This window comes from Bradyrhizobium sp. CB82, from assembly GCF_029714405.1.
In the GTDB taxonomy this organism is placed as follows: domain Bacteria; phylum Pseudomonadota; class Alphaproteobacteria; order Rhizobiales; family Xanthobacteraceae; genus Bradyrhizobium.
The window spans coordinates 753,287-779,992 of record NZ_CP121651.1; the positions used below are offsets into that span (position 1 = coordinate 753,287).

Annotated in this window: 26 protein-coding genes; 9 read left to right on the plus strand and 17 right to left on the minus strand. The window is 63.6% G+C overall.

The features are described from left to right. Positions 1–14 precede the first annotated feature (14 nt). A complete protein-coding gene (locus tag QA640_RS47590) occupies positions 15–1,043 on the minus strand; it encodes an LLM class flavin-dependent oxidoreductase (RefSeq protein ID WP_283043417.1) in 1,029 nt (342 codons plus the stop codon). Positions 1,044–1,099: 56 nt separating this feature from the next. Continuing rightward, the gene (locus tag QA640_RS47595) at positions 1,100–1,450 is read right to left on the minus strand and encodes a VOC family protein (protein ID WP_283043419.1); all 351 of its coding nucleotides are present in this window, start codon (positions 1,448–1,450) and stop codon (positions 1,100–1,102) included. A gap of 204 nt (positions 1,451–1,654) precedes the next feature. Here QA640_RS47595 and QA640_RS47600 point away from each other — a divergent pair, with 204 nt between their 5' ends. Next, a complete protein-coding gene (locus QA640_RS47600) occupies positions 1,655–2,344 on the plus strand; it encodes an IclR family transcriptional regulator C-terminal domain-containing protein (RefSeq protein WP_283043421.1) in 690 nt (229 codons plus the stop codon). 55 nt (positions 2,345–2,399) lie between these two features. On the opposite strand, the gene QA640_RS47605 is transcribed toward QA640_RS47600, so the two are convergent. Next, positions 2,400–4,013: an acyl-CoA synthetase gene (locus tag QA640_RS47605; protein WP_283043422.1), complete on the minus strand. Its 1,614-nt coding sequence runs from the start codon at positions 4,011–4,013 to the stop codon at positions 2,400–2,402. A 157-nt stretch (positions 4,014–4,170) separates the two neighbouring features. Here QA640_RS47605 and QA640_RS47610 point away from each other — a divergent pair, with 157 nt between their 5' ends. From QA640_RS47610 to QA640_RS47640, 7 genes are all read left to right on the plus strand, one after another. Next, positions 4,171–5,334 (plus strand): ABC transporter substrate-binding protein, encoded by a 1,164-nt coding sequence (locus QA640_RS47610; RefSeq protein ID WP_283043423.1) that lies wholly within the window; start codon positions 4,171–4,173, stop codon positions 5,332–5,334. Between the two features lie 8 nt (positions 5,335–5,342). After that, positions 5,343–6,206 carry a branched-chain amino acid ABC transporter permease gene (locus QA640_RS47615; RefSeq protein WP_283043424.1) on the plus strand — a complete coding sequence of 288 codons (864 nt, stop codon included), beginning with the start codon at positions 5,343–5,345 and terminating at the stop codon, positions 6,204–6,206. A 29-nt stretch (positions 6,207–6,235) separates the two neighbouring features. Beyond that, positions 6,236–7,201 carry a branched-chain amino acid ABC transporter permease gene (locus QA640_RS47620; protein WP_283043425.1) on the plus strand — a complete coding sequence of 322 codons (966 nt, stop codon included), beginning with the start codon at positions 6,236–6,238 and terminating at the stop codon, positions 7,199–7,201. Then, the gene (locus QA640_RS47625; RefSeq protein WP_283043426.1) at positions 7,198–7,950 is read left to right on the plus strand and encodes an ABC transporter ATP-binding protein; all 753 of its coding nucleotides are present in this window, start codon (positions 7,198–7,200) and stop codon (positions 7,948–7,950) included. Before QA640_RS47620 ends, QA640_RS47625 begins: the two co-directional genes overlap by 4 nt. After that, positions 7,943–8,665 carry an ABC transporter ATP-binding protein gene (locus tag QA640_RS47630; protein WP_283043427.1) on the plus strand — a complete coding sequence of 241 codons (723 nt, stop codon included), beginning with the start codon at positions 7,943–7,945 and terminating at the stop codon, positions 8,663–8,665. Before QA640_RS47625 ends, QA640_RS47630 begins: the two co-directional genes overlap by 8 nt. Positions 8,666–8,759: 94 nt before the next feature. After that, positions 8,760–9,920 (plus strand): cytochrome P450, encoded by a 1,161-nt coding sequence (locus QA640_RS47635; RefSeq protein WP_283043428.1) that lies wholly within the window; start codon positions 8,760–8,762, stop codon positions 9,918–9,920. Positions 9,921–9,926: 6 nt separating this feature from the next. Then, positions 9,927–11,084, plus strand: a complete 1,158-nt coding sequence (locus tag QA640_RS47640; RefSeq protein ID WP_283043430.1) for a cytochrome P450 — start codon at positions 9,927–9,929, stop codon at positions 11,082–11,084. Here QA640_RS47640 and QA640_RS47645 read toward each other — a convergent pair. The 5 genes from QA640_RS47645 to QA640_RS47665 all read right to left on the minus strand — a co-directional run bounded on the left by QA640_RS47645 (position 11,071) and on the right by QA640_RS47665 (position 14,604). Then, positions 11,071–11,778, minus strand: a complete 708-nt coding sequence (locus QA640_RS47645) for a TetR/AcrR family transcriptional regulator (protein WP_283043431.1) — start codon at positions 11,776–11,778, stop codon at positions 11,071–11,073. The genes QA640_RS47640 and QA640_RS47645 overlap by 14 nt on opposite strands. Before the next feature lie 85 nt (positions 11,779–11,863). Continuing rightward, positions 11,864–12,520 (minus strand): RraA family protein, encoded by a 657-nt coding sequence (locus QA640_RS47650; RefSeq protein WP_283043433.1) that lies wholly within the window; start codon positions 12,518–12,520, stop codon positions 11,864–11,866. After that, positions 12,521–13,177, minus strand: coding sequence for a hypothetical protein (locus tag QA640_RS47655; RefSeq protein ID WP_283043435.1), 657 nt, complete (start codon positions 13,175–13,177; stop codon positions 12,521–12,523). 9 nt (positions 13,178–13,186) lie between these two features. Next, positions 13,187–13,582, minus strand: coding sequence for a RidA family protein (locus tag QA640_RS47660; RefSeq protein WP_283043436.1), 396 nt, complete (start codon positions 13,580–13,582; stop codon positions 13,187–13,189). A 17-nt stretch (positions 13,583–13,599) separates the two neighbouring features. Next, complete coding sequence (locus QA640_RS47665; RefSeq protein ID WP_283043437.1) at positions 13,600–14,604, minus strand: amidohydrolase family protein; 1,005 nt, start codon at positions 14,602–14,604, stop codon at positions 13,600–13,602. 178 nt (positions 14,605–14,782) lie between these two features. On the opposite strand from QA640_RS47665, the gene QA640_RS47670 reads away from it, so the two are divergent. Continuing rightward, positions 14,783–15,775, plus strand: a complete 993-nt coding sequence (locus QA640_RS47670) for an extradiol ring-cleavage dioxygenase (RefSeq protein ID WP_283043438.1) — start codon at positions 14,783–14,785, stop codon at positions 15,773–15,775. A 22-nt stretch (positions 15,776–15,797) separates the two neighbouring features. Here the strand turns inward: QA640_RS47670 and QA640_RS47675 are convergent, their stop codons facing one another. From QA640_RS47675 to QA640_RS47715, 9 genes are all read right to left on the minus strand, one after another. Continuing rightward, positions 15,798–16,517: an SDR family oxidoreductase gene (locus QA640_RS47675; RefSeq protein ID WP_283043440.1), complete on the minus strand. Its 720-nt coding sequence runs from the start codon at positions 16,515–16,517 to the stop codon at positions 15,798–15,800. Positions 16,518–16,528: 11 nt separating this feature from the next. Further along, the gene (locus QA640_RS47680; protein WP_283043442.1) at positions 16,529–17,773 is read right to left on the minus strand and encodes an acyl-CoA dehydrogenase family protein; all 1,245 of its coding nucleotides are present in this window, start codon (positions 17,771–17,773) and stop codon (positions 16,529–16,531) included. A gap of 112 nt (positions 17,774–17,885) precedes the next feature. Further along, positions 17,886–18,824, minus strand: a complete 939-nt coding sequence (locus QA640_RS47685; RefSeq protein ID WP_283043444.1) for a helix-turn-helix domain-containing protein — start codon at positions 18,822–18,824, stop codon at positions 17,886–17,888. An 89-nt stretch (positions 18,825–18,913) separates the two neighbouring features. Beyond that, entirely contained in the window at positions 18,914–20,458 is a 1,545-nt protein-coding gene (locus tag QA640_RS47690; protein WP_283043445.1) for an acetolactate synthase large subunit, read from the minus strand. 59 nt (positions 20,459–20,517) lie between these two features. Then, on the minus strand, positions 20,518–21,735 hold the full coding sequence (locus QA640_RS47695) for an acyl-CoA dehydrogenase family protein (protein ID WP_283043446.1): 1,218 nt from the start codon (positions 21,733–21,735) through the stop codon (positions 20,518–20,520). Between the two features lie 25 nt (positions 21,736–21,760). Further along, a complete protein-coding gene (phaZ, locus tag QA640_RS47700) occupies positions 21,761–22,696 on the minus strand; it encodes a poly(3-hydroxyalkanoate) depolymerase (protein ID WP_283043447.1) in 936 nt (311 codons plus the stop codon). A 4-nt stretch (positions 22,697–22,700) separates the two neighbouring features. Beyond that, entirely contained in the window at positions 22,701–24,401 is a 1,701-nt protein-coding gene (locus QA640_RS47705) for an alpha/beta fold hydrolase (RefSeq protein WP_283043448.1), read from the minus strand. After that, positions 24,398–24,844 carry a MaoC family dehydratase gene (locus tag QA640_RS47710; protein ID WP_283043892.1) on the minus strand — a complete coding sequence of 149 codons (447 nt, stop codon included), beginning with the start codon at positions 24,842–24,844 and terminating at the stop codon, positions 24,398–24,400. The genes QA640_RS47705 and QA640_RS47710 overlap by 4 nt, the downstream gene beginning before the upstream one ends. Before the next feature lie 66 nt (positions 24,845–24,910). Continuing rightward, a complete protein-coding gene (locus QA640_RS47715) occupies positions 24,911–26,563 on the minus strand; it encodes a fatty acid--CoA ligase (protein ID WP_283043449.1) in 1,653 nt (550 codons plus the stop codon). Positions 26,564–26,706 lie beyond the last annotated feature (143 nt).

Below are 26,706 nucleotides of genomic sequence, written 5' to 3' on the forward strand. Positions count from 1 at the left end.
CCTCTGTTGCGCGGTCATGCGGCAACCGCTTCGGCGGTCGCGACATGAGGCATCACGTTCTCGGCGAAGCGACGGACCGAGGCCACGGCCTCCGTATGGGGCATGGTTCCGAACATGAAGCTGCCGATCACGTAGTTCACCCCTCCGGCCGCAACTTGATCGGAAAGCGCTTGCGCGACGGTTCTGGCCGACCCAGCAATGGCATGGCCGGATTCGGCAAGCTGATCGAAAGCAGGCGGCAGTTTGGCGTTGACGGGCTGCGTTCCGTGCTTGCGCCACAGCTTGATGAAGTTTTCGTAGAAGGCCGGCCAGGCTTTCCGACCCAGTTCGTGCGCCTCGCGATCCGTCTCGCCGACGATGATGTAGCGATTGATGCCGATGAGCGGTGACGGGTTCGATTGCACACCGGCCGCGGCCACTTCGTCGCGATATTGATCCGAGATCGCGCGCACGCGGGACACCGGCCCGCCGCAGACGACATTCACACCATTGCGCGCCGGCCAGACGACTGAATCGGGCGAGCCGACGGCGTACCACATGGGCGGGCGCGGCCGCTGAAGCGGCTTCATTTCCACGACGTAGTCGTTCAGGCTCCAGAACTCCCCAGTGGTTGTGACGGTCTCCTGCGTGAAACAGCGCTGGATCGTGTCGAATGCCTCGGCGTACATCCTGGCAGCCTTCGTGGAATCGATCCCGAGCGCATCGAGCTCGTGGGGCGAGGCGCCACGGCCGATCCCGAACTCGAAGCGTCCACCGCTCAAATGATCGAGAATGCAGATCTCTTCATAGAGCCGCGCGGGATGATAGGTCGGCAGCAGGTAGACAAGCGGGCAGAGTCTCAATCGCTTCGTCCGCTGGGCCAGAGCCGCCATCCACACGCTCGGCGAGGGCGTCATGCTCAGCGAGGTGCCGTGGTGCTCGCTCATGTGGAAGGCGTGAAAACCCAGACGATCGTAGAGCTCGGCGAGAGCAAGCCGCTTCTCGTATTGCTCTGCCAAGGGAAGGCCGGAACGGTCGTTCTGGTCGAAGACACCGAATTTCATGATGAGCATCCTTTCGCGTGGCACCATTGACGCATGACTGGACCTGGCCGTGGGACTTAGCTGCCTTGCCGGACATGGAGTTGGAACAGGTTGTTCTCGGGATCGGCGAAAGTTGCGACGCTGCCGTGCGAACCCATGTCGCGGGTCGCAAGATGGCGCCCACCGAGCCGCTCGATCCGCTGCGCGGTCAGGTCGACCGCATTGAAAACGACGATGCTGCCGCGCGCGCCTTGCGCAGCCTCGGCGCGTGAGCTCAGCGCAAACGAAACCTGCCCGGCCCTGAACTGACACCGGTTATCGCGATCCCGGAATGCCAACGGCAAATCGAGCGCGCTCGCGTAGAAGGCCTGCATGAAATTCATGTCGTTGGCGACCGTGTAGACGGTCCGGATTGTGCCGAGGGACATCGTTTCCTCATATTCAATATAGTTGAATACATAGCTTATTGTTGTATACTGCGCTCGTTGTACGTTTGTGTCAATCTGGGTCGCGATGATGTGATCAGTCGAAGGAAGCACATGCAGGAGAAGCAGCCGCGCCGAGGCATTCAGTCGGTCGAAATCGCCTTTCGGATTCTGAGCGTCATCCAAACGAGCCAGCATGCGATGGCCTTGAAGGACATCGCGCCGCTGGCGGGCCTGACGGCGAGCGCCGCAAACAACTACCTCGTCAGCCTGGTGAGGACCGGGCTTGCTGCCGCCGACGACAAACCGGGGCACTACCGCCTGGGCCCCGCGGCGCTGTCGCTTGGCGTCAGCGCGATACAGCAGATCGACGGCTTCGAGATCGTCCGGCGCGAAGTCACGAGCCTGCGCGATGCGACGAAGCGAAGCGCGGCCGTCACCACCTGGAGCGATGACGGCCCGCTCAGCCTGTTCAAGCAGGACGGCGATCAGCGCGGCGCCTTTGAATTTCGTACCGGGCTGATCCCGATGCTGGGTTCTGCGGCCGGGAAAATCTATGCGGCCCGACTGCCGTCAAACCTGACGACGCCCCTGATCGAGCGGGAATGGGCCGCGGTGATCGGTGGCAAGGCAGACGTCGCAAAATTCAGGGAGGATGCAGCGCGTGAGCTGAAGCGAAAGGGTTATACGACCATCGTCCGCTCCGACCTGACCGGCTACGTCTCCATCGCCGCCCCGGTTCTCGACTGGAACGGCGATGTTCGCTTTACCCTCAGTCTGGCCGGCACCAGGGCTTCGATGAAGATAGAGCCTTCGAGCGATCAGGTGAAAGCACTGCTTGCCGCTGCAACGAGCGCAACGCAAGCGCTTGGCGGCAAAGCCATCGGCCACGACTAGCCGACGGTCGAGATCCGCCAAGCCGGCGTGCCCGGCGCCGAACGCAAACCCGTACTCACATCCGAAAATTCTTCTGGATCGCCTTGTCGAGCGTCCCGCCGCCAACGAAGCGCTGACGCAACTCGCGCTTTAGCAGCTTGCCGGACGGATTCTTCGGCAGGCTGTCGACGAAGACGACGCGCTTGGGCACCTTGAAATGCGCCATTGAACCTGCGCAATGCTTGATGACCGCGTCCTCGTCGAGCCGCTCGCCGGTCTTCACCACGACGATCGCGGTCACCGCCTCGATCCAGCGCGGATCGGGCAGGCCGACGATCGCGACCTCGGAGACTGCTGGTATTTTATAGATCGTCTCCTCGACCTCGCGGCTGGCGACGTTCTCGCCGCCGGTCTTGATCATGTCCTTCACGCGGTCGACGACGGTGATGTAGCCCTCCGCATCGACGGTGGCGAGATCGCCGGAGTGAAACCAGCCGCCGGCGAACGCCGCCGCCGTTTTCACTGGATCGTTGTAGTAGCCGGACAGAAGATGCGGCGAGCGGTGCACAATCTCGCCGATCTCACCGACCTTCACATCCTCCATCGCGGTGTTGACCACGCGCGTCTCGACATTGATCGTTGGCTTGCCGGCGGAGCCTGCCTTACGAAGCTGATCCTCGGGCTGAAGCACGGTCGCGAGCGGCGCGATCTCGGTCTGGCCGTAGAAGTTCCAGAACTTCACATTCGGCAGCCGCCGCTGCAATTCGAGCAGCACCTCCACCGGCATGATCGAGGCGCCGTAATAGCCCTTCTGCAGGGTCGACAGATCGGTCTTGTCGAAATTGGGCGAACGCAGCATGGCGATCCAGATCGTCGGCGGCGCGAAGAAGGCGGTGATCTTGTGGGCCTGGATCAGCGCGAGAATATTGTCGGCGGTCGGCTTGCCCGTGATCACACCGGACGCCGCGAGATAGATCTGCGGCCCCAGGAACACGTCGAGCTGGGCGCAGTGATAGAGCGGCAGCGCGTGCAGCACGTTGTCGTCGGCGCTCATGCCGCCATCGATGATGCAGCTCACATACTGCCACATCACCGCTTCATGGGTCAGCATCGCGCCCTTGGGCAGCGATTCCGTGCCGCTGGTGTAGACGATCTGCGCGAGATCGCGGCTGTCGACGGAGGCATCGACGAACGAGCTGTCGGCATCGAGGAGGTCGTCGAAGGTCGTGAGCCCCGCCGGCGGCGGCGCCGGATCCTCCCCCGGCAGCCAGATCAGCTTTTCGACCGCGCAATCCTTGCCGCTTGCGGCGCGCGCAGCATCGACGAAATCGGGACCGGTTGCGAGCAGCTTTGCGCCGGAACTCTTCAGGATGAAATTGATCTCATCCGGATTGAGCATGAAATTGATCGGCACCAGCACCGCGCCGATCCGCACCACAGCGAAACGAAGCGCGGCGAAGGCGTGCGAATTGCGCGACAGCACGGCGAGACGATCGCCTTTCCTGATGCCGAGGCCGAGCAGGCCGCGGGCGAGCCGGTTGCAGATCGCATCCAGCTCGGCAAAGGTCCAGCGCACGGCGCCGCAGCTCAAGGCGAGCTTGTTCGGCTCGCGTTGCGCGGAGCGGCGCAGGAGATCGCCGATCGAATGCTCGCGGGCTTTCGCGATGATCCGTGTGAGGTCTTGGGTCATTCCAGCTCCCTTCTCTTGACTGTTCCCTTGCCTGTTCGCCGGTTCGGCGCAGGTCGGCTTTTTCCACGTCTTGCATAATTTTTCCATATGGTCTATTTTGTATCAAGAGGTCCGCCAGAGACTTCGAGTAAGTCACCTTCCAGGGAGGATTGACGGCATGATCGCCAGATTCGTGATCGTCGCCGCGGCGATGCTCGCCGCCACTGTTTCAGCTCGTGCAGAGGACCGGCCGCTCAAGATCGGCTGGCTCATGAGCTATACCGGTCCGGGCGCGGCCGCCGGTGCCGCATCCGATGCGGCAATTGAGGTGTTCTTCCAGAAGTGCGGCAAGTCGGTCGCCGGTCGCAAGGTCGAGATCATCAAGCGCGATACCACGGGCCCGGCACCCGACGTCGCTCGCCGTCTCGCTCAGGAATTGATCGTGGGTGAGAAGGTCGATTTCCTCGCCGGAATGGACTTTACGCCGAATACGATGGCCGTAGCGCCGCTCTCGACCTCCGCCAAGGTGCCACTCCTCATCGTGAATTCCGCGACCTCTGGCATCCTGACCAAACATCCCTATGCCGTCCGGTTCGGCTTCACGACGACGGAAATGGCGCAGCAGCTTGCGGCCTATGCGAGCAAACAAGGGGTGAAATCTGTCTATACGTTCGTGCAGGAGTTCGAACCCGGCCTTGATGCCGAGGCGATGTTCATTCGCGAATATAAGGCGGCGGGTGGCACCATTGCAGGCTCCGTGCGAGCTCCGCTCAAGGCCACCGACTTTTCGGCCTACATCCAGAGGATCAAGGACGCCAATCCCGAGGCGGTCTTCGTGTTCATGACCGCGAGCGAGCTCCCGCCGATCTTCCTTCGCCAGTTCAAGGAGGCCGGGCTCGATCCCGCGAAAATCATCGGCATCGGCGACATCACCGACGAAGCCTCGCTCCCCTCGGCTGGTGACGCAGCATTGGATGTCGTGACCGCCTTCCATTATACGCAAACCCACGATTCAGCGGCCAACAAGGAATTCACCCAGGCGTTCAAGGCGATCGCACCGGAGCGTCCCGTGAGTTTCGTGCCGGTCGTCACCTACGACGTGCTTCGGGCTATCTATCAGGTGGTCGAAGCCCAGAAGGGCGACCTCAATCCCGACCGGACCATGGAGCTTCTGAAACAGACGAAGTTCGAGAGTCCGCGCGGGCCGATTTCGATTGATCCTGCGACCCGCGACATCGTCCAGACGGTCTATTTCCGCAAGGTCGAGAAGCGCGACGGACAGGTTGTCAACGTCGAATTCGCATCCACAGCCGACGTCAAGGATCCAGGTTCGGCACGCTAGGTGACGCGATGCTTGGCTTCGTCAATATCCTGCTTGGCGGCATTGCCTACGGATTCGTGCTGTTCCTGATGGCCGGCGGACTCTCGATCACGCTTGGCCTCATGGGATTCGCCAACATGGCCCACGCCGCGCTGGCGATGGTTGGCGGCTACACGGCCGCGTTGCTGATCGGCAAGGCCGGCTGGCCCTTCCTGGCCGCCGTCGCCACGGCAGGTGCAACAGCGGCGCTGACGGGGGCGATCCTGGAACGTACCCTGTTCCGACGGCTTTATCAGGCATCCGAGCTCGAGCAGGTCTTGCTCACGATCGGCGTCGTGTACGTCGCGATCGCAGCCGCAACCTTCCTCGTCGGGCCCGAGCAGATGGCAATCGCGGTGCCCGCCTGGCTGGACGGCAATCTCCACCTTGGACCGGTCGATCTCAACCGCTATCGCCTCTTCCTGATCGTCTCCGGCCTTGTGCTGCTCGTCTCGCTGGTCCGCCTTATCGATCACACCACGTTCGGCGCCAAGATCAGGGCGGCCGTCTTCAACCGCCGGATGACGGCATCATGCGGTATCGATGTCGACAAGCTCTATGCGCTGGCCTTCGCACTCGGATCGGCGCTTGCCGGGATCGGGGGCGCGCTTAGCGTCAAATTGCTCGGATTGGATCCCAACTTCCCGATCAAGTTCTTGACCGAGCTGTTGATCGTCGTCAGCGTCGGCGGGCTGGGCTCGCTGCGCGGAACGTTTCTCGCCGCGATGTTGTTCGGGATCATCGATGTCGTCGGCAAGTACCTGCTGCCCGAGATCGGGGCCTTCATCATCTACGCCACTGCGCTTGCGTTGCTGACCGTACGACCGCAGGGCCTCATTGGGCGTCCGCGATGACCGACATCACGCTCGATCTCGCGCGAATGATGGTCGCGCGCCGCGCGCGGTGGACCGCCGTCGAGATCGCGTTCTGGGTAGCGGCCGCGGCCTGCTACTTTCTCTTTCCGGCCAAGCTCGTCCTGTTGACCCAGATGCTGATCGGCGGCCTCTTTGCCATGTCGCTCGATCTGTTGCTGGGCTATGGCGGGATCCCGTCGTTCGGCCATGCCGCCTTTTTCGGACTGGGCGCCTATGCAGCGGGACTGCTCGCCGCCCACGGCTGGGGCGAACCACTCTCCGGTGTTCTCTTCGGCGGGCTGGCCGCCGGCGGACTCGGACTTGCGTTCAGCTCCGTGATCGCCAAGGTGCGTGGCGCGGCGGTGCTGATGGTCACGCTGTGCATCGGGCTGCTGCTGTTCGAGGCCGCAAGCCGCATGCCGTGGCTAACCGGCGGCGATACCGGGTTGCAAGGCATCGACATGTGGCCGCTGCTGGGCCTCTTTGAATTCGATCTCTTCGGCCGGACCGCGTTCTGGTACGCCTACGCCGTCTCCTTCCTGCTCTATCTGGCGGCCCGGCGCTATGTTCATTCGCCCGAAGGGCTCGCGTTGAAGGGGATACGCGAGAACCACGATCGCGTTCCCATGCTCGGCGTATCGACCGCCCGCCGCAAGATGATCGCCTTCACGATCTCGGCGACCATCGCCGGCATGGCCGGTGCATTGCTCGCGCAGACCACCCAAATCGTCGCGTTGGAGACGTTGAGCTTCGAACGGTCGGTGGCTGCCCTGGTCATGCTGATCGTAGGCGGACTCGGCACGCTGATCGGCGGCTTCATTGGCGCTGCGGCCTTCATCTGGGCGCGCGATGTGCTCTCCGCACTCAACCCCGTGTATTGGATGTTCTGGCTCGGGCTCATCTTGATCGCGCTCGTGCTGACGTCGCGCGGCGGCCTGGTCGGAACTCTGGCGCTGCTCGCGGACTACCTGGCGCGCAAGAGGCATCCACGATGACTGCTCCAGCCCTCGAAACCAGAGCCCTTTGCAAGCAGTTTGGCGCCCTCAGGGTGACCAACGAGGTCAGCCTGCGGCTGAAGGTAGGCGGACGCCAAGCCTTGATTGGACCGAACGGCGCGGGAAAGAGCACACTGATCAATCTGCTCACCGGGGTGCTGGCGCCAAGCAGCGGCAGCATTCTGCTCAAGGGCGCGCCGATCAATCGCCTGACCACCGATCAGCGTGTCGCGCTGGGCCTCGGCAGAACGTTCCAGATTAACGCGCTGTTTCCACATCTGTCGCCGCTGGAATCGATCATGCTGGCGGTGGCGCGGCGGAACGGCCGCCTCGGCCGGCCTCTCCAGGCGCTGCACGGAGAGTCCGAAACCACCGATGAAGCGTTCGCGCTGGCTTGCTCCGTCGGCCTCGGCCGAGACTGCCTGCGTCCGACCGCGGAGCTCGCCTACGGTCGCCAACGCCTGTTGGAGATCGCGCTCGCCCTCGCCGGCCGGCCACGGGTCCTGCTGCTGGATGAACCGGCTGCGGGCGTTCCGGCCGGCGAGAGTTTTGAACTGATGCAGGCGATCGAAGCGCTGCCCCGCGAGGTCGCGATCCTTTTCATCGAACACGATATGGATCTGGTCTTTCGATTTGCCGAGACCATCACCGTGCTCGTCGCAGGAACGGTATTGTGCGAGGGGACGCCGGGCGAGATCGCAAGGGATCCTGAGGTCCGCCGGGTCTATCTGGGAGTCGGCAGTGACTGAGCCCTTGCTGGAGACCGAGAACCTCGACGTCGGCTACGGCGAGGGTGTCGTCGTCCATGGCCTGTCGCTGACGATCGCGGGTGGAGGCTCGCTCGCGCTTCTGGGCCGCAACGGCGCGGGAAAGTCGACCCTGATGCTCGCGATCGCCGGTCACCTCAGTCCGCGAGGAGGCCGGATTCGTTTCGGCGGCCAGGACATCACGACCATGCCGCCACACCAGCGCTGCCGCATGGGCATCGGTTGGGTGCCCCAGGGGCGCGAAGTGTTTGCGCCGCTGACCGTCGAAGAGAACCTGCGGATCGCTGCGACGCCGGGAACCTGGACGCTCGACCGCGTCTATGAGCTGTTCCCGAAGCTGAAGGAGCGGCGCACCAATTTCGGCAATCAATTGTCCGGAGGCGAGCAGCAAATGCTGGCCATCGGGCGCGCTCTGGTCACCAATCCGCGCCTTCTACTGCTGGACGAACCGCTGGAAGGCCTCGCGCCGGTCGTCGCGCAGGACGTCGCGCGTTGCATCACGGGAATCACGCAAAGTGGAAGCATCACAGTCGTCCTGATCGAGCAGCACGCCGCCTTCGCATTGGGACTGGCCCGGCATGCGGTCATCCTCGAACGAGGCGTGGCGGTCCGATCCGGGACGAGCAGCGCAGTCGCCGCCGACCGCGATGCGCTCGAGCAATACGTAGGTATCCGAAAGCCGGTCCGCGCCGCCTGAAACAGGGGTACCGGCACGGACGATTGGCTTGCCCATTATATTTTCCATATGGTAGATTTAATCAACAGAAAACGACAAGAACCGGGAGGACCGCATGGGCTTTCGCTTCGACCCCGAGGACCGCGACTTCGTCAATGACCCATACCCCACCTACAAGATCCTGCGCGACGAGCACCCGGTCTACCGGCACGAGCCGAGCGGCTATTATGTGATCACGCGCAACGAGGACGTCGCCCGCATCCTCAATGATTTCGAGACCTTCTCGTCATCGCGCGGCAATACGCTGGTCGATTCGCCGCTCCGGGTCGGCAAAACGCTGGGCACCACGGATCCGCCGCGTCACGACGAACTGCGACGCGTCGTCATGAAAGGATTCACGCCGGCCCGAATCCAGTCGATGCAGCCTGCCATCGAACGCGACGTCAACCGCCTGCTGCGCGATTTCGGCGATCGCCGCGAATGCGACTTCATGGCCGACATCAGCCGTCCCATTCTCTACGCCGCCCTTGGCCGCATGCTCGGCCTCGACGGAGATGCCGCGCGCCGCGCAGCCGAGCTGTCGCGAGATCTGTTCCATGCCGGGACCGGCGCGATGGGTCCCGTGTCGAAGCCGGGCGTGATGGAGGACGTCTTCGCCGTGCTCGGCGAACAGCTCGAGCGCCGGCGCAAGGACCGCAGCGACGATCTGTTCTCGTTCCTGCTCGAGGCGCAGGAGGCCGGCGCGCCGCTCTCGGACCCGGAAATCCTAGGCAACATGTCGACGGTGCTGCTGGCTGGAAATGCCTCGATCGGCCACTACTTCTCGAACCTCGTCCATGCGCTCTGGCGCAATCCGGACGAACGCCGGAAATTGCTGGCGGATCCGGCGAAGCTCGACGCTGCCGTCAATGAAGGTGTTCGCTGGGACACCTCGACGCAGTCATTTGCGCGCGAGACCACGAAGGACGTCTCCCTGCATGGGGTCATGATCCCCGCCGACAGCCGGCTCGTGGTCTGCTATGGCGCGGCCAATCGGGACGAGCGCGTGATTTCGGACCCTGATGCGTTCGACATCGACCGCGGCAAGACGCGCCATTTCGGCTTCGGCTCTGGTCCTCACATCTGCCTCGGCGCGCCGACCGCGCGCGCGATGATGCGCACCATCATGACTCCGCTGTTGCCGACGCTCGGCGAATACGAACTCGACATCGCGAACGCCGAGCGCGTCGCGCACATGATGGTGCGCGGCTTCTACAAGCTGACGATCCGCTGGTAGGTGGCGATGACCGCATTCGATCTCGCCAGCGATGCCTCCTTCGATGACCCCTATCCGACCTATCGGCGGATGCGAGCCGAACAGCCGGCCTATTACTGCCCGCAGACCAGTCTCTGGTTCGTGAGCCGGCACCGCGACATCGCGGATGCCCTGGCGAGGCCCCATATGTTCTCGTCCTCAGCCGGCAACGCGCTCAGCGATTCTCCGCTCCGCGTCGGCAAGACGCTGGGCTCGATCGATCCGCCCCGCCATGACGAGCTGCGGCGCATCATCATCCGCGGCGTCACGCCGGCGCGGATCGAGCTGGTTCTCCCCTGGCTCCGAGCCGAGCTTGCCCGGCGGCTCGAAACGCTACAGCCTCGCCGCCAATGCGATTTCGTCACTGAGATCAGCCGCCCTCTGCTGTTCGGCGCCCTGGGCCGGATGCTCGGTCTCGGCCTCGAGTCTGCGCGGAAGGCCAGCGCGCTTTCGGAGCGGCTGTTCCGTGGACAAGCCGGTCCCGCAGGTCCCGCACTCGAGGAAGAAGAGCGAGCCCAGGTTATTGCCTTGCTGACGGAAGAGCTGGCGCGGCGTCGCGTCGAGCGCGACGATGACCTGTTCTCGGTCCTGATCGCGGCCCAGACGGCAGGTGCGCCGCTCAGCGACGCCGAGATCGTAGCCAACATGATGACCGTGCTGCTGGCAGGGAATGCCTCGATCGGGCATTTCCTGCCCAACCTGATGCATGCGCTGTGGCGCCATCCCGATCAGCGCTCGCGCGTAACGACCGATCCGGCTTTGGTCGATGCCGCCATCGAAGAAGCGGTGCGCTGGGACACGTCGACGCAGTGCTTCGCCCGGACGACGTCAGCGCCGACCGCGATTGCGGGAATGAACATTCCATCGGGCGCGAGGGTCGCCCTGCTCTACGCGTCGGCCAATCGCGACGAGACGGCGATTGCCGATGCCGATCGCTTCGACATCATGCGCGGCAAGGTCCGTCATTTCGGCTTCGGATTTGGACCGCATATTTGCCTGGGCGCCAGCGCAACGCGGTCCATGTTGCGCGCGATCCTGCCCGGCCTGCTCGCGGCGCTGGGCGACTTCGATGTCGACGTCACAAAAGCCGAGCGTGTTCGTCACTTGATGGTGCGCGGCTTCAGGAGCTTGCCTATCGCTTGGTAGGACGTCTACCCCGCTTGCCGCGTGCCGGCACCTCAGGCGGTTCGCGGAAAAACAAGGCACAGCAGGCCCGGACGTGCTCATCGACGAATTTCTTGGAAAAAGGCGAACGTCCCATCACCTGCTGGACTTCCGCCGTCAGCATGAAGATACGGGTCACGGCGCCGATGAACAGATATTGCAGATGATAGGGATCGCCCTCGACGTAACGCCCCTGCTTCTGCGCCGCCCGGATCAACTTGGCCACGACGTCGAAATAGCTGCGCACCCGCTCCTCGACCAGCCAGGTCAGCCGATCGCTCTCGCGCTTGCCTTCATGCGACATCAGCCAGTGGAAGTTCGGGTTGGCGGCCGCAAAGCGGATGAACTGCTCCTGGAGCAGCCTGAGCTGCGCAACCTCGTCCTTCTCGGTCATTCCGGCGAGGTGACCCTGGAAATGCTGACCGAAGTTGAAGCTCGTGGTCGTCACGACCGCCTGCCAGAGCCCCTCCTTGCTCTTGAAATGATAGGTCACCAGCGGATGCTGGACCCCGGCCTTCGCCGCGACGTTGCGTGTCGAGGCGCCCTCGAAGCCGCGCTCGGCGAATTCCTCGAATGCCGCCTGGAGGATCCGCTCCCGCGTGTCGAGCGATCGCTGCTGGCGCCGCCGCTGGTTGACGATCTCGTCGAGAGTTTCCTTGGTGAGATCCGTTGTCAAAGCATCCCCGCGAGGCAAGCCATATCCGATCAAAGGCTATCCGCCCGGTCACCGGATTTGTCAACCGCGCGAGGGCGCAAGAACCTCAGCGCGCCGGCTTGGATTGGAGGGCGTGATACCGCAGACGCTCGCGCGCCTTGTCCAGGCGTTCGCCGGCGACGACCGCATCCCTGATCCTGGCCTCGGCGGCCGCGATCTGACGGGCCGTGGCGAGGATCTCCTCGAGCCGGGACGCCGGCAGCGCGACAATTCCGTCCCCGTCACCGACCAACCAGTCTCCCGGCGCGATTCGGACGCCGGCAACCTGGACCGCAACGTTCATGGCGTCGGCGGTTACGCGGTCCTTGCCAGTGCGCATGGCGTTTCCGCGCGCGAAAATCGGATAGCCGAGCTCGAGGCTACGATCGATGTCGCGGCAGACACCGTCGATCACGGTGCCGCCGATGCCGCGGCGGGAGGCGACCATGGTGAGGATATCGCCCCAGACGGTCGCGTCGAGCCGCCCGTCATTGTCGATCACCACGATCTGGCCGGGGGCAACGTCGTCGATGTAGTCCCCGACCGAACCGCCATGAACACCGACCGGCAGCATTCGAATAGTGAAGGCAGGTCCGGCAAGCCGCATCTGGTGATCGAACGGCTTGATGCCCAGGCACTGGCCCTCGATGCCGAGACGGTCGAGCGCATCGGACAATGTGGTGGTGCCGATCTCCTTCAATTCATCGGCGATCGCGGATGACATTCAGGCCTCCCGTTTGAGCATGTCTTCATAGTCGCCGCTCAAGACCTCGCCGATCGCGCGGCCCGCGTCGATGGCCTTGGCCATCTGCTGCTCGCGCGCATGGATGTCTTCAGCGGTCGAAATGATCTCTTCGGCGCGCGCCTGATCGACGAACACGATGCCGCTGCCGTCTGCGATCACGAGATCTCCGGGTTTCACGGCCACGCTGGCGAAGGTGATCGGCTCCTGGCAGGAGTGTTCGGCAACGCGTCCGCGTGCCGTCACCGGCACCGCCGTCCGCGCGAAGACCGGCAGACCGAGCGCGCGGCTCTCGTCGACGTCCCGGCAGGCGCCATCCACCAGCACGGCGGCAACGCCGCGGCGAACGGCGCCCCGGCTCAAGAGCCCGCCCCAGCCCGAGACGTCGGCGCGGCCACGGTGCTCGACCACGATCACGTCCCCCGGAGTCGACGCCATGACCGCACCCGCGCCGAGATGCCGTTTCGGCAGGCCCGGCAACGGCGCTCCCAATTTCGTGGTGACCGCACGTCCGGCGATCTTGGCAGGACCGGTGAGTGCGGAGATGCCGACAACCGCGCCGGGGAGCCCGAGCTTGTCGAGAGCGTCCGACACCGCGCAGGTGTCGAGAACGGCGAGCCGCACAATCAGAGGGTCCATGGCACGACCTCAGACACCGTCGAGAACGGCTGTGGCGTCGCATTGCACGAGCATGTTGGCCGGCAAATGATCGTTCTGGAACGTGTGACGTGCCGGACGCGACGCCGCATCCGGGAACGCGACGAGCCATTGCGTGTTCACGGCCCCCCGCGCCTCCGGCACCTTCACATAGACCGTCATCTTGACGATCTGGTCGAGGCTGGCGCCGCCCGCCTCCATGATCCGCTTCAGATTTGCAAACATCAACTCGGCCTGCCGGCCGACGTCGTCGGGGATCTTTCCGCTTGCCGGATCTAATCCGTAGACGCCGCCGGTCATGATGATGTTGCCGACCCGTGCAGCGGCGGGAATTGGCTGCCCGCCATGACTGAAGCCTTCGACCTCGATGCTTCGTCGTGCACCCATGCTGATCTCCCTCCTGCTCAGGCGTCGAGACGGGTGAAGAATTTGCGCGCGTTGCTCTCGAAGATCGCCTTCTTGTCAGCCGACGTCAGCTCGGCGATGGATTCGATCACCGGCTTGAGATCATCGTACGGCCGGCCTGTTTCCGGATCGATGCCGCCGCCGCTGCCCGGCCGCTCCGTGCCGAACATGCAGCGATCTATTCCGACCACGTCGAACAGCAGCTCCAGCGATTTCTTGTTGTGCACGACCGTATCGAACCAGAAGCGCTTCAGGCTTGCATCGAAGCTCTCGGTGTCTTTCGGCAGGCGGCCGGCCGCAATCGCCATCTGCCGGTTGGACCGCCAGCGTCCGACCTGGAACGGAACCGATCCCCCGCCGTGACTGACCATGAGCTTCAGCGTTGGATAGCGCTTGAACACATCCGAGCGGGTGATCGCAGTGATGGCGAGGCTCTCCTCGGTGATGAAATGCTCGTCATAGGTTTCCCGGCCGCAGCAGGCGCAACTGTGAATGTGCGCCGGAATGTCGTGTTTGCAGAGAAATTCATAGAGCGGGTACCAATAGGGATCGGCGAGAGTCGGGCTCTTCCCCATGCCCTCTGACGGATCGGGGTTGAGCAGGACGCCGATGAACCCAAGCTTCTCGATGCACCGCTTGATCTCGTCGAACATCGTCTCGACGGGAGCGCCGACCGCTTGCGGCAGTCCGCCGACGCCACGAAAGCGCCTGGGATGCATCTTCACCGTGCGGGCGATGATGTCGTTGTTGTCCTCGGCCCAGGTGACCACATCCTCCCAGCGGTTTTCGCCGTGCACCATCATGAAGGGTCGCGGCGACAGCACCTGCAAATCGGTACCGACGCCATCCATGATGGCGACGTTTTGAGCCGCGGATTTCTCGAGCTCCGCGTCGGAAATCGAGGCCGGATATTTGCCGTACTGACCGCGCGCGACGACCAGATTGCTGCGATGGGCATAGAGCGAGGCAGGCGCGACGAGATGGGCATGGGCGTCGATGATCATGGGCGCGATCTCTCCCTGGGCCAGGGGCCTGATTATTAATTAGTCCACTTGGTATATATAAGATCGACAAACTTGCAAGCGGATTTTCGCTCCGTCCCTCGCCTGGTTCCGATTGCAGCCCCGACGCCGACGTGCAATATTGTCCATACGGTCAAATTAAATATTGGGAGAATCGCCGATGGCCGAGATCGTGTTCAGCTTTGCTGTGTCGCACACGCCGATGCTGGCGCTCGAAGGAAAACGCTGGAGCGAGCGCGCGGAAGACGACAAGAAGAACAAGGCGCTGAACCTGTCTGACGGCAGGTACGTCAGCTACGACGATCTAGCCAAGGAGAACGGCGCGCCCTACGGCAACGTCGCTACGGAAGCCAAATTTCTCGAAATCGAGGCGGCCTCGCAGAAGGCGCTTGATAGGATCGCCGACCGGCTTGCGGCTGCCGCACCTGATGTCGTCATCATCATCGGCGACGATCAGGCCGAGCTATTCAGCCACGCCAACATGCCCGCGATCTCGATCTTCTATGGCGAAGAGATCCTGACCCATGAAAAACACCTCACGCCGCAGACGCCCGGTTGGGTTGGAACGGTCATGAAGGGCTACGCCATGGATGCGGTCCACAGCTTTCCCGGGCATCCTCAACTTGCGCTCGAACTGATCCGCGGCCTGATCGATCAGGACGTGGACATCGGAGCCGCTGCGAAGGTGGAAGATCCGCTCAAGGCCGGCTTCGGCCACGCCTATGGCTTCATCATCGAGCGACTGTTCAGAGGGCGCGCGATTCCGGTGGTGCCTGTGCTGCTCAACACCTATTATCCGCCGAACGCGCCGACCGCGCGGCGCTGCTACGACGTCGGTGCCAAGCTCGCGCGCATTATCGAGAGCTCGCCGAGCAACCTGCGCGTAGCTGTGGCCGCAAGCGGCGGCCTGAGCCACTTCGTCGTCGACGAGCAGCTCGATCGCAAGGTGCTCAACGCGATTCGCTGCAAGCATCCGCAAGTTCTGCGCGGCCTGACGCGAGGCGAATTGAACTCCGGCTCGTCCGAGATTCTCAATTGGATCATGACGGCAGGCGCGTCCGAACACCTGACGAATGACTGGTCCGACTACTATCCCGCCTATCGCACGCCGGCTGGGACCGGGACGGGTATTGCGTTTGCGACGTGGTCCTGAGCGTCCCCACGCTCCGGCGCATCTAGATCCGATGGTGGCCGGCGGCCTGCCCGCCATCGACGTGGAGGATCTCGCCGGTCACAAAGCCTGCGCCATCGAGGTAGAGCACCGCATCGACAATGTCGGATATCTTCCCCATCCGGCCCATGGGATGGAGTGCGGCCAATGCCTGATGGGCCTCCGGCGGATGCATCGGCGTCTTGATGATTCCCGGCGACACCGCGTTGATGCGCACTCCCGCGCTCGCATACTCGATCGCGAGCGCCCGGGTGGCCGCGTTCAGGGCTCCTTTCGTGAGAGACGCCAGGGCGGCCGGGACGCTATTCATAGGCTGGTCAACAAGGCTCGTCGTGATCGTGACGACGTGGCCGCGCCCCTGCTTGCCCATGATGTCGAGCGCATACTGGCTCATGTGAAAGAAGCCCGTGACGTTCGTCGACAGGTAGGCCTCGTAGTCGTTCCGCGTGTAGGCGGTGAACGCCTTTGCCATGAACATGCCGGCGTTGTTGACGAGCGTGTCGACCCGGCCGAAACGCTCGATCGCAGCGCTGAACACAAGCTGCGCCGTCTGGGGATCGCCGACGTCGCCTGGCACCGCCAGGAGGTCGCCATCGGTGGTCGACTTGATCGATCGCGACGTCGCAACGATCTGATAGTTTCGCTGCCGGAACGCCTCGACAATCCCCGCACCAATTCCCTGAGATGCCCCCGTCACGACGACGACTTTCTGTTCTGCGCTCATGACCACCTCGCTTACATCGCGCCGCTTGCCGCAAGCGGATCGTAGTCTCCTTGCCGGAACATCATGTGCAGTTGCCGCCGCCTGACGCCCATGTTGCCGCCGTCGAAGATGGGCAGCGCGAGCGCGTCCTGGAGCAGGCGAGCGAACGGCGCCTCATGATCGTAGCTGTCGACGCCGACCACGCGCATCAGATCGGTGATCACGCGCACCGCGGCCTCCGAGCCATAGATCTTCGCCTCGATGGCAAGCTCGTCGGCCCCCGGCGACTGGGTATCGACCGCGTGACAGGCGCGCCAACTGAGATAGCGCGCGGCTTCGATCGTGGTCTTGGCATCGGCCAGAGCGTATCCGACCGCCTGATGCTCGATGATCGGGTGGACGCCGCCGCGCTTTTCGGTACGGGCAAAATGAAGCGCGAACTCGAAGGCCGCGCGCATCAACGCCACGCCAAAGATGCCGACGAGCGCTGCGGTTCCGGTAAAGGCTGCCGCTGTCAGCGCGAGCCCTGCTCCCTGCTGGCCCAGCAGATTGTGGTGAGGTGTCGCAACATTCTGCAACCCGAACTGTGGCACGAGATGCGCGCGATGGCCGATCGCGTCGATGGCACGCTCGAAAACAAGCCCTCTGACCGGTCCTTCGACCGCAATGATCGAGATCGCTTCATTGGGAGGCGCGGCGGAATCGGTTCGGCACACGACGCACAGGACATCGGCGCCTTCGCGGTTCCAACCCGTGGCCGAGGACACCCATTTCTTGCGGCCGTTGATCACCCAATGGTCAGCCTCTCGCCTCGCGGTCGTGCGGACACCTTCGCCGGGCGGAGGCGAGCCGGAATTTGCGCTGCCACCCGGCTCGCTGGAGCAGAATCCTGCCAGCGGCGCACCACTCGCCCTCAGAAACGGAACCAGCAGGCGCTTGCACTGATCCGGCGTGCCGCCGAGCAAAATCGGCAACAGGCCAAGCACCGTGCCGAGCATCGTGAGCGTCACGCTGGCGTTCACGCTGTAGAATTCCTCGGCCAGGATCGCCATATCGATCAAGCCTGCATTATCGCCACCCGCCGGCGCCGGAATGCACTTGCGCAAATAGCCGGCAGCGACCATCGCTTCGTAAGTGGGCTTCGTCGCAAGGAAGCGCTCTTCCGGTGTCACCAGCAACTCGGCCCGCCGGGCCTCACTGAGCACCTCCTTGGCGAATTTGCGCGAAGCGCGCTGGAGATCCCGCTGTTGGGTCGTGAGCGTGAAATCGATCGCCATGGCGATGTCCTCTGGTCCGGGATGGCAGCCGTCGGAGCATGGCTATCCCGGGACTCAAAGAAAATCTTGGACGGCAGCGTCCGATCTCTTGGCGTGGAGTGAACCAGGTCAGTCAGCGTGCGGTGGTCGCACGGCGGAACTCTCGCGGAGCCAGGCCATGACTGCGCTTGAACAAACGGTTGAAATGCGAGATGTCGCGAAAGCCCGCGGCAAAGGCGATTTCGGCAACAGTCCGGTGAGCGGAATCGGGATCAAGCAGCCGGCGCGCGCATGCGGCAATCCGCCGATCATTGACGTGTTCGTTGACCGAGCGGCCCGTCATTGCGAAGAGACGGTGGACGTAGCGCTCGGAGCAGCGGAACTTCACGGCAAGCGCCGCCGCGCCAAGCCCGGAATCCTCGCTGTGGCGTTCGACATGGTCGATCATCATCGACAGCAGCACAGGGATGTGCACGCGCTCCGCGGATAAGTCAGTGAGCACGTCGGACGCATGCGCGATCAGATCGATCACGTGCGTACCGATCAGGGCCGAGGCCATTGAGCGCTGATGGTCGGCCAGGCAGATTTCGGCATAGCCGGCAAGGGTCTTGGAGAGCGCGCGGCCGGCTTCGGTCCGAGACAAATTGAGCCGCGGACGATTCAGTAGCTCATTCGGCAGCAGCCGCCGCGGAACGGCGAAGCAGAAGAGCTTAAAGTCGTGGCAGTTGGCGATCTCGAATGGCTCCGTCGTATCCGCGACAGCGAGGTCACCGGGCGCACAGGTCTGCTCGTGGTGGCGTTGCGTGGTTCGCCCGAGCCCCTCGAGCTGAAGATTGACGAAGCAAAGATCGTCGGTGCTCAGCGCAATGTGCGAGGCAAGACGAAGCACCGTGTGCCGGGTCGCCGTCACCAGCGATATCTGGATCGGAGCGGCATCAGCCCTGGAAATTGCACCTTCGAAGGGCTGGTCAGCAATCCTGCGCGGCTCAAGGCGTACGAAGGCCTCGGCAAGGTCGTCCGCCCAGCTTCCAAAGGGCTGATCCGCGCGTCGCGGCCTGGTCGACCATTCCATGAGCACCCCGAACTAGCTGCAATCGCAAAAGGGCACCGGCGAGCCAACGATATCGCCGGCCAGAAGCGGGGTCAAACCTTCCGGCCGGCTTACAAAACGACCTCAACGAGACGAGGACCGCGATTTTTCATTGCGCTGCCGAATTGGCTCGCAAACTCCTCCACCGTACCCGCTCGGCTCGCCTCGACACCCATTCCGGATGCAAGCTTGACCCAATCGAGCACGGGGTTGTGCAAATCGAGCATCGAAAACGCCTTTGGACCGGCCTTGCCGGCACCGACGCGCGCGAGCTCGATATTGAGAATCGCGTAGGAGCGGTTGGCAAAGATCACGGTGGTGACGTCGAGCGATTCCCGCGCCTGCGTCCACAATGCCTGCAGCGTGTACATCGCTCCGCCGTCGCCGTGGAGACAGATGACCTTCCTGTCCGGGCAGGCCACTGCGGCACCGGTGGCGACCGGAATACCCTGCCCGATCGCGCCGCCGGTCAAGGCAAGGTGGTCGTGCGGCGCGATCGTGGCTGCAAATCGATGCATACCTCCGCCTGCCGTCGCGCCCTCGTCGGAGATGATGGCATTGTCGGGCAGGAAATGCGCGACGACCTGTCCGGCCGTCTCCGGAGTCAGCGGTCCGGTCGGAATGTCGGGCCTGCTCGACGCACCCACATGCAACGGCTGCCTGGCTGCCTTCACGGCGTCGGCGAGAGCTTCGAGGGCAGCCGGACCATCCTCGTGCGCATGAGCAAGGTAGCTGATTTTGCAGTCCGCGGGCGTGCACCAGGACGGCTTGTTCGGATATGCGAAGAAGCTCACCGGCGGGCTCGCGCCGACCAGGATCAATTGCTCCGTTCCCTTCATGAATTCGACGATCTGCTCGGCGAAATACGGGATGCGCTCGACCGCCACGCGCCCGGCGCCGCGCTGGCAGCGTGGCGCGAAGGTGTCGCACGCGATCCTGGCGCCGGTGGTCGCTGAGATGCGGCCCGCCGCATTGAGTCCAGCTTCCCTCAGTGCGGCTCCGCGGATCAGCAGCATGGTTTTGCGACCAGATTTGAGCGACGCCGCGACCTGGTCGATCGCTTCGGTCGATACCGTCGCCGCCATGGACCTCGGCAGTGCGGGCGCCGGGTGGTCGGCTTCCATCCAGGCCGTGTCAGCAGGCAAGATCAGCGTCGCGATCTGACCCGGATATTGCAGCGCGGCCTGCACCGCTCGCGCACCATCCGCGGCAACCGTCCTGGCGCTGGCCGACGAATGCACCCAGCCGGAGACCGGCCGCGCGAAGCCATGGACGTCGGAGGCGAGCGGCGCGTCGTACTGAGCGTGATAGGTCGCGTGGTCACCTACGATATTGACGATCGGCGTCGCCGCGCGACGTGCGTTATGGAGATTAGCGAGGCCATTCGCGAGCCCTGGACCGAGGTGCAGCAGGGTCGCGGCAGGTTTCTCCGCCATACGACCATAGCCGTCGGCCATTCCGGTTACCGCGCCTTCGAACAGGCCGAGCACGGTCCGCATGCCATCGACCCTGTCGAGTGCGGCGACGAAGTGCATTTCCGATGTGCCGGGATTGCCGAAACAGACCTCGACGCCGGATCCGACCAGCGTCCGCAACAGACTCTCTGCGCCATTCATGCTGCTTCCCCGTCCTGCTGTTGATCTCCCCCCGCTGCGATGCCTCGAATTGTAGCACGTCAGACGAAGGCGCTCAGCCCGGTGATCGACTTGCCGACGATCAGGGTGTTCATCTCCCTGGTGCCTTCATAGGAGTAGATCGCCTCGGCATCGGCCACGAAACGCCCGATGTGGTTCTCGAGCAGAATGCCGTTGCCGCCGAGCAGCTCGCGCGCATAGCCGACCGTCTCTCGGCACTTGACCGTGCAGAATGCCTTCGCGAGCGAGGCATGTTCGTCGCGCATCACGCCTTCGTCCTGAAGCTGGGCGAGGCGCAGCATCATCGCCTGGGTCGACGTGACGTTGCCGAGCATGCGCACCAGGAGATCCTGGACGAGCTGGAATCCGCCGATCGGCCGTCCGAACTGGACGCGCTCGGTCGCGTAGCGCAGCGCGTGCTCGTATGCGCCCATCTGGCATCCGACCGCGAACCAGGCCACGCCAGTGCGGGTCATGCGCAAGACCCTGGCGGTATCCTTGAAGGAGTTGGCGTTCTGGAGACGATCCGCCTCCGGCACGCGGCAGTCCTTCAAGGTGATCAGCCCGTTCTGCACGACGCGGAGAGCCATCTTGGTCCTGATCTTCTCGACGGAAAAACCCGGATTGTCCTTGCCGACGACGAAGCCCTTGACCAGGTTCGATCCCTCCTCGCGTGCCCAGATTACATTGATATCGGCGAAGGTCGCATTGCCGATCCACTTCTTCTGGCCGTTGAGTGTCCAGACGTCGCCCTCGCGGCGGCAGGTCGTCAGCATGCCGCCCGACGTGGCGGAGCCGACCAAGGGCTCGGTCAGGCCGAACGAGCCGATCTTCTCGAAGCGCATCATCGACGGCAGCCAGCGCTGCTTCTGCGCCTCGTCGCCGCACAGATAGATTGAGCCCGCCGACAGGCCGGTGTGTACGCCCCAGAACGTCGCAACTGAGGCATCGACCCGGGCCAGTTCCATCGCGACGAGGCCATTCAACAGCCAGTTGCCGCCCGCCGCGCCATAGCCCTGGTAGCCGACGCCGCCGATGCCGATCTCGGCCATCTTCGGAATGATTGCGAAAGGGAATTCGTCCCGCCCCCAATATTCCTCGATCACGGGCGCAACGACGCCTTCCGTGAACGCGCGCACACGCTTGAGCAACCCGCGTTCGCTCTCGCTCACCACTTTCGCAATCGCATAGAAGTCGCCGTCGATCGGCGGCGGCACATAGTCGGGCCGCCCCGTTCGTGTCGCCTGCGGGTTCGCCATGGTTCTCTCCCTGCTGCGCGTCTGCTTAGGCTTGACGGCCTCCATCTTCGGATGTCGGATCGATATCTCCGGTGCGACCGGCCGTCCGCGAACGCGACGCTGGTTCACCCTGCCCGCTTTCATCGGCCAGAAACGCCTCAATCAGAGCGGCCGTCTCAGCCGGTCGCGTCACCATGAACAGGTGCCCGTCATCGATCATGCGCAGCTCGGCATTCGGGATCAGCCTTGCCAGAATGCGACCATTGATCGGAGGCACCAGCGGATCGTCGCGGCCCATCAGCACGAGCGTCGGCTGCGATAGCGACCACAGCCATGGCAGGCTGGTCCACCCGGCCACGGCGAGGAGCTGATACAAATAGCCGAGATTTCGCGTGCCATGCATCGCGGCAGCGTGCCGGCCGATCAGCAACGGGTCGTCGCGAAATGCGCCGCCATAGATGTCGGCCGCAATCCGGTTCATGTAGAGCTTGTCCGTATAGCGCCGGGGCGTCGCCATCTTCCACAACACCGCCGGGCTCGCCGGCACCATCGTGAAACCGGGCGCCGTCGCGGCCAGCACCAGCCGGCGACATAGCTTCGGATATTGATACGCGAATTGCTGCGCGATCCCGCCGCCCCAGGACACGCCGGCGACGTCAACCTCTTTGTACCCCAACTCGGCGACCAGGCCGGCCGCCAGCCGCGCCAGCGTCGATGGGCGATACGGAAAAGCTGGCCTCGGCGAGGCGCCAACGCCGGGCACATCGAAGATAATTGCCGTAGTGGTCGAGAATCCCTCGATAAGCGGCTTGGCCAGCTCCCAGTTGGCACCGATCCCGTTGAACAGCAACAGCGGCGGCTGCCGTGCGCGACAATGCCTGATCGCAACCCCAAGCGATTGCCCGTTGATCACGATTTGCCGCACTTCGAACTCGCCCGGCTGCCCGGTCGCGGATTCCTTGGCGGGGTGCACCTTCGTCATCATCTCACTCAAAGACGTATGTTCCCGGAGCTTGAGCCAGGACGGGATGGCGCGTGCTGCCGAGGGACGTCCGCGCATCCACGTCCTCACCTGATCGCGCGTGAAGCCAATCCCGCCAGTCGAGCCACCAGCTTCCCTTCCGCTTCTCAGAGGCGGCCAGGAACGCGTCGGGTCCGCCTGCATTGACGGACCCGATCATGAAGGACGCCTTCGGATTGGTCGGCGGGTTCAAAAGGCTCTGAAGGTGACCGCTGTTCGAGAGCACGAAAGTCGTGCCCGGTCCCATGATCTGCGCCGTCCTATGCACCCCCTTCCACGGCGTGATGTGGTCGGTAACACCGGCAACGACATAGCAGTCGGCCTTGGCCTTGCTCATATCGATCGTCTTGTCGTTCAGCGTGAGCTTTCCGGCATTGACGAACGGGTTCGTGAAATAGAGATCGAGATAATCGCCGTGAAGGCGGGCAGGAAGCCGCGTCGTGTCAGCGTTCCAGTACAGGATGTCGAACGCGGGCGGCTGATTGCCGAGCAGATAGTTGTTGACCCAATAGTTCCAGATCAGGTCGTTCGGCCGCATCCAGGCGAACATCCGCGCCAGCTCGTGACCGTCGACCAGACCGCGGAGGCGCGAAGTCTCTTTGGCCGCCCGCATGGTCTCCGGGGTCATCAGGCAGCCAAACGCACTCTCGTCGGCCGTATTGGGATCGAGCAGGCAGACGGCCAGCACCATGTTCCTGATCTTCTGCGCGGCGCTGCCAAGCGTTGCGAAATACGCCGTCGACGTGATGCCGCCGGAACAGGATCCCATCATCGAGATATCGTCGCTGCCGGTGACTTCGCGCGCTGCGTCGACGGCCTCGTCGAGCGCAGCGACGTAGCTGTCGAGGCCGACGTCGCGATCGGCAGCGGTCGGATTGCGCCAGCTCACGCAAAACACCTGAATGCCGCTCTCGAGCAGGAAGCGGACCATGCTCTTGTCGGGAGAGAGATCGAGCGCGTAGTACTTGTTGATCTGCGGCGGCGTGATGACCAAAGGGCGCTTCCACACCTTGGCTGTCATCGGTGCATACTGGATCAGCTCCAGCAGCTCGTTGCGAAGGATCACCGCGCCCGGCGTCGTCGCGAGATTCTCACCGACCTTGAATGCGTCGCGATCGACCACAGACGGCATGCCGCCGTTCCGGGTGAGATCGTCGACATAGTTCTTCAAACCGTGCCAGACGCTGCGGCCGCCGGTGTCGACGAATTTGCGCAGCGCGGCCGGATTGGTCAGCATTGCATTCGTCGGGGCGACCGCGTCGATCAGGATCTCCGTGACCAAATGCGCCCGCGCCTTGTCGATGTCGCTCAGGCTCGTCTTGTCGACGAAGCCGCTGACGGCCTCGCCCCAGGCGAGATAGGCCTTGAGCAAGCCGCTGTGCAGCGCGCTCTCCTTCCAGGTGGCATCGGAAAAGCGCCGGTCGCCTGCCCGCGGCGCACGCTCGGACTTGCCGGCAACGATCGAGCCGAGCTCGCCGAGGAAGGACAGCCATTGCTCGGTTGCAACCTTCGGCTCGTTGACGACGGCCTTGAACAGGACGCCCGCGCTGTCGAGGAGATCCTCGCCCCGGATGCCGACGAGCGGATTGAGCGCGAGGGTATTCCGAGAGGCATCCTCGGAGATGCCCTCGACAGACGGGATTGGCTGACGGTTCTCGGCGTTCATTGTGGTCGCGCTCCGGCCGCAGGGATCAGAAGCGCCAGCGTCTCGGCGACAAGAGCCGGCCTGTCCGATCCCTCAACTTCCAGGGTGTTCTGGGTTCTCATAATCACCTGCCCGCCGTCCTTGGGCTCAATTCCGGTGAGTACGACGCGCAGCCTCACGCGCGCGCCGGCCGGCACCGGCGCGAGGAAGCGAACCTTGTCGATCCCGTAGTTCAGCCCGGCCGCGGCGTCCCGCGGGATGACCCCGATCTCCATGGCGAGCGGAGCCACCATCGCCAGCGTGAGGTAGCCGTGGGCGACGGGACCACGGAAAGGACTTTCGCGCTTCGCCCGCTCGACATCGACGTGAATCCATTGCCGATCGCCGGTACAGGACGCAAACGTGTCGATGCGCGCCTGGTCGATCGGAACCCAGGCCGAGACACCGAGTTCCCGTCCCACCATCTCGTTCAGGCCAGCAAGAGTGAGATTGCTCACGGTCTCCTCCTCGTTCGTGGCTACAGCGGACGGCTACATATTCCCGTAGCGCTCACGCAGCTCCTTCTTGTTGATCTTGCCGACGCTGGTCTTGGGGATCGTCTCGATGAAGAGAATCTGCTCTGGAATGCCGTATTTCGAGATGACGCCCTTGTCCGAGAAGATCTTGAGGTGATCCTTGATGATCGCGGCGCTGACGCCGTTCGTCTCGGACTCCTGCTTGACCACGAGCGCCAGCGGGCGCTCGCCCCATTTGTCGTCCTTGACGCCAATGACGGCCGCGTCGGCAACACCGGGGCATTGCGAGATCAGGTCCTCGATCTGCAACGACGACACCCATTCGCCGCCGGTCTTGATGACGTCCTTCATGCGATCCGTGATGTGCACATAGCCGTCCGGACTCACCACCGCGATATCGCTGGTGTGCAGATAACCCCCGGCCCAGAGCTGCTCGGAGCTTTCAGGGTTGTTGAAGTAGCCCTGCGTGAGCCAGGGCGCGCGCAAGACGATCTCACCGGCGGACTTGCCGTCATGTGGCACGTCCTTCATGTCGTCGTCCACGATGTGCAAATCGACCAGCGGCCCTGCCATGCCGGCCCTGGTGCGGAATTCGACTTCCCCTTCAGCGTCACCGGACAGATCCTTCGATCTGACGTGGGACACCGCAGCAAGGGGGCCGGTCTCCGACATGCCATAGCCTGCGAAGATATCAACGCCTGCAGCAAGCGCCTGCTTGGCCAGGGCCTTCGGCAAGGCGGAACCGCCGATCACCATCTTGAGACCCTTGAGATCGACATTCGCCTTGGCGGCGGCGTCGAGCAACATCCTCAAAATGGTCGGCACGCCGTGGGTGAAGGTCACGCCTTCGTCCTTGATCAACTTGACCAGCATCGCCGGCTCGTAGCGCCCGGGATAGACCTGCTTGGCCCCGGCGAGTGTCGCCGACCAGGGGAAACCCCAGGCGTGGACGTGGAACATCGGCGTGATCGGCATGTAGACGTCGTCGCGCGAGAAGCGGCCCTGCGTTCCCGCAATCCCGAACATCGCAAGCCCGGCCAGCGTGTGGAGCACGAGTTGCCGGTGACTGTAATAGACCCCCTTGGGTAGACCAGTCGTTCCGGTCGTGTAGAAGGTGGTCGCCTGCGTATTCTCGTCGAAGTCTGGAAAATCGTAGTCGGGCGATGCCGCAGCAAGCAGACTCTCGTATTCGCCGATGAAGGACAGGACGCCCGTCCGCGGGGCTGGCCCGTCCGACATTACGATCAGCCGCTTAACCCTCGGCAATTGGGACTTCAATCCTTCCAACAGTCCGACGAACTCGTCGTTCACCAGCAGCGTCGACGCGCCGGCATGATCGATCGTGTAGGCGACCTGCTCGGGCGACAGCCGGACGTTCACCGTCTGGAGCACGGACCCCATCATGGGGATCGCGAAGAACGCCTCGAGGAAACGATGGCTGTCCCAGTCGAGGACGCCGACGGTGTCGCCAGGCTCAACGCCCGCTTTGCTCAGGGCCGATGCCAGACGGCCAATGCGCTCCCGGATCTGGCGATATGTGAAGCGCTTGAGATCGCGGTACACGATCTCCTGGTCCGGTGCCTGTACCCGCGGCGTGTGCCACAACTGCTTGAAGATCAAAGGGAACTGATAAGCGGATTTGGCGGTCTGAATCAGCCTTCCCACCATGGCGGCCTCCATCGACGTCTCATCCCCGCGGCCCTGGTCATGTCCGCAGTTCTGAACGCGCGGATCGCCAGGCCGGCTTGCCTCACGACGAACCCGTCGCACGACACGGGCACAAGCCTCGCGCGCGGCCTCGTCCTTGTGAA

Bases quoted from the DNA above. Each gene is read 5' to 3' on its own strand.
- QA640_RS47590 (WP_283043417.1), bottom strand. From the start codon at position 1,043: ATGAAATTCGGTGTCTTCGACCAGAACGACCGTTCCGGCCTTCCCTTG.
- QA640_RS47595 (WP_283043419.1), bottom strand. From the start codon at position 1,450: ATGTCCCTCGGCACAATCCGGACCGTCTACACGGTCGCCAACGACATG.
- QA640_RS47605 (WP_283043422.1), bottom strand. From the start codon at position 4,013: ATGACCCAAGACCTCACACGGATCATCGCGAAAGCCCGCGAGCATTCG.
- QA640_RS47610 (WP_283043423.1), top strand. From the start codon at position 4,171: ATGATCGCCAGATTCGTGATCGTCGCCGCGGCGATGCTCGCCGCCACT.
- QA640_RS47615 (WP_283043424.1), top strand. From the start codon at position 5,343: ATGCTTGGCTTCGTCAATATCCTGCTTGGCGGCATTGCCTACGGATTC.
- QA640_RS47620 (WP_283043425.1), top strand. From the start codon at position 6,236: ATGGTCGCGCGCCGCGCGCGGTGGACCGCCGTCGAGATCGCGTTCTGG.
- QA640_RS47625 (WP_283043426.1), top strand. From the start codon at position 7,198: ATGACTGCTCCAGCCCTCGAAACCAGAGCCCTTTGCAAGCAGTTTGGC.
- QA640_RS47635 (WP_283043428.1), top strand. From the start codon at position 8,760: ATGGGCTTTCGCTTCGACCCCGAGGACCGCGACTTCGTCAATGACCCA.
- QA640_RS47640 (WP_283043430.1), top strand. From the start codon at position 9,927: ATGACCGCATTCGATCTCGCCAGCGATGCCTCCTTCGATGACCCCTAT.
- QA640_RS47650 (WP_283043433.1), bottom strand. From the start codon at position 12,520: ATGTCATCCGCGATCGCCGATGAATTGAAGGAGATCGGCACCACCACA.
- QA640_RS47655 (WP_283043435.1), bottom strand. From the start codon at position 13,177: ATGGACCCTCTGATTGTGCGGCTCGCCGTTCTCGACACCTGCGCGGTG.
- QA640_RS47660 (WP_283043436.1), bottom strand. From the start codon at position 13,582: ATGGGTGCACGACGAAGCATCGAGGTCGAAGGCTTCAGTCATGGCGGG.
- QA640_RS47665 (WP_283043437.1), bottom strand. From the start codon at position 14,604: ATGATCATCGACGCCCATGCCCATCTCGTCGCGCCTGCCTCGCTCTAT.
- QA640_RS47670 (WP_283043438.1), top strand. From the start codon at position 14,783: ATGGCCGAGATCGTGTTCAGCTTTGCTGTGTCGCACACGCCGATGCTG.
- QA640_RS47675 (WP_283043440.1), bottom strand. From the start codon at position 16,517: ATGAGCGCAGAACAGAAAGTCGTCGTCGTGACGGGGGCATCTCAGGGA.
- QA640_RS47680 (WP_283043442.1), bottom strand. From the start codon at position 17,773: ATGGCGATCGATTTCACGCTCACGACCCAACAGCGGGATCTCCAGCGC.
- QA640_RS47685 (WP_283043444.1), bottom strand. From the start codon at position 18,824: ATGGAATGGTCGACCAGGCCGCGACGCGCGGATCAGCCCTTTGGAAGC.
- QA640_RS47690 (WP_283043445.1), bottom strand. From the start codon at position 20,458: ATGAATGGCGCAGAGAGTCTGTTGCGGACGCTGGTCGGATCCGGCGTC.
- QA640_RS47695 (WP_283043446.1), bottom strand. From the start codon at position 21,735: ATGGCGAACCCGCAGGCGACACGAACGGGGCGGCCCGACTATGTGCCG.
- phaZ (WP_283043447.1), bottom strand. From the start codon at position 22,696: ATGACGAAGGTGCACCCCGCCAAGGAATCCGCGACCGGGCAGCCGGGC.
- QA640_RS47705 (WP_283043448.1), bottom strand. From the start codon at position 24,401: ATGAACGCCGAGAACCGTCAGCCAATCCCGTCTGTCGAGGGCATCTCC.
- QA640_RS47710 (WP_283043892.1), bottom strand. From the start codon at position 24,844: ATGGTGGGACGGGAACTCGGTGTCTCGGCCTGGGTTCCGATCGACCAG.
- QA640_RS47715 (WP_283043449.1), bottom strand. From the start codon at position 26,563: ATGGTGGGAAGGCTGATTCAGACCGCCAAATCCGCTTATCAGTTCCCT.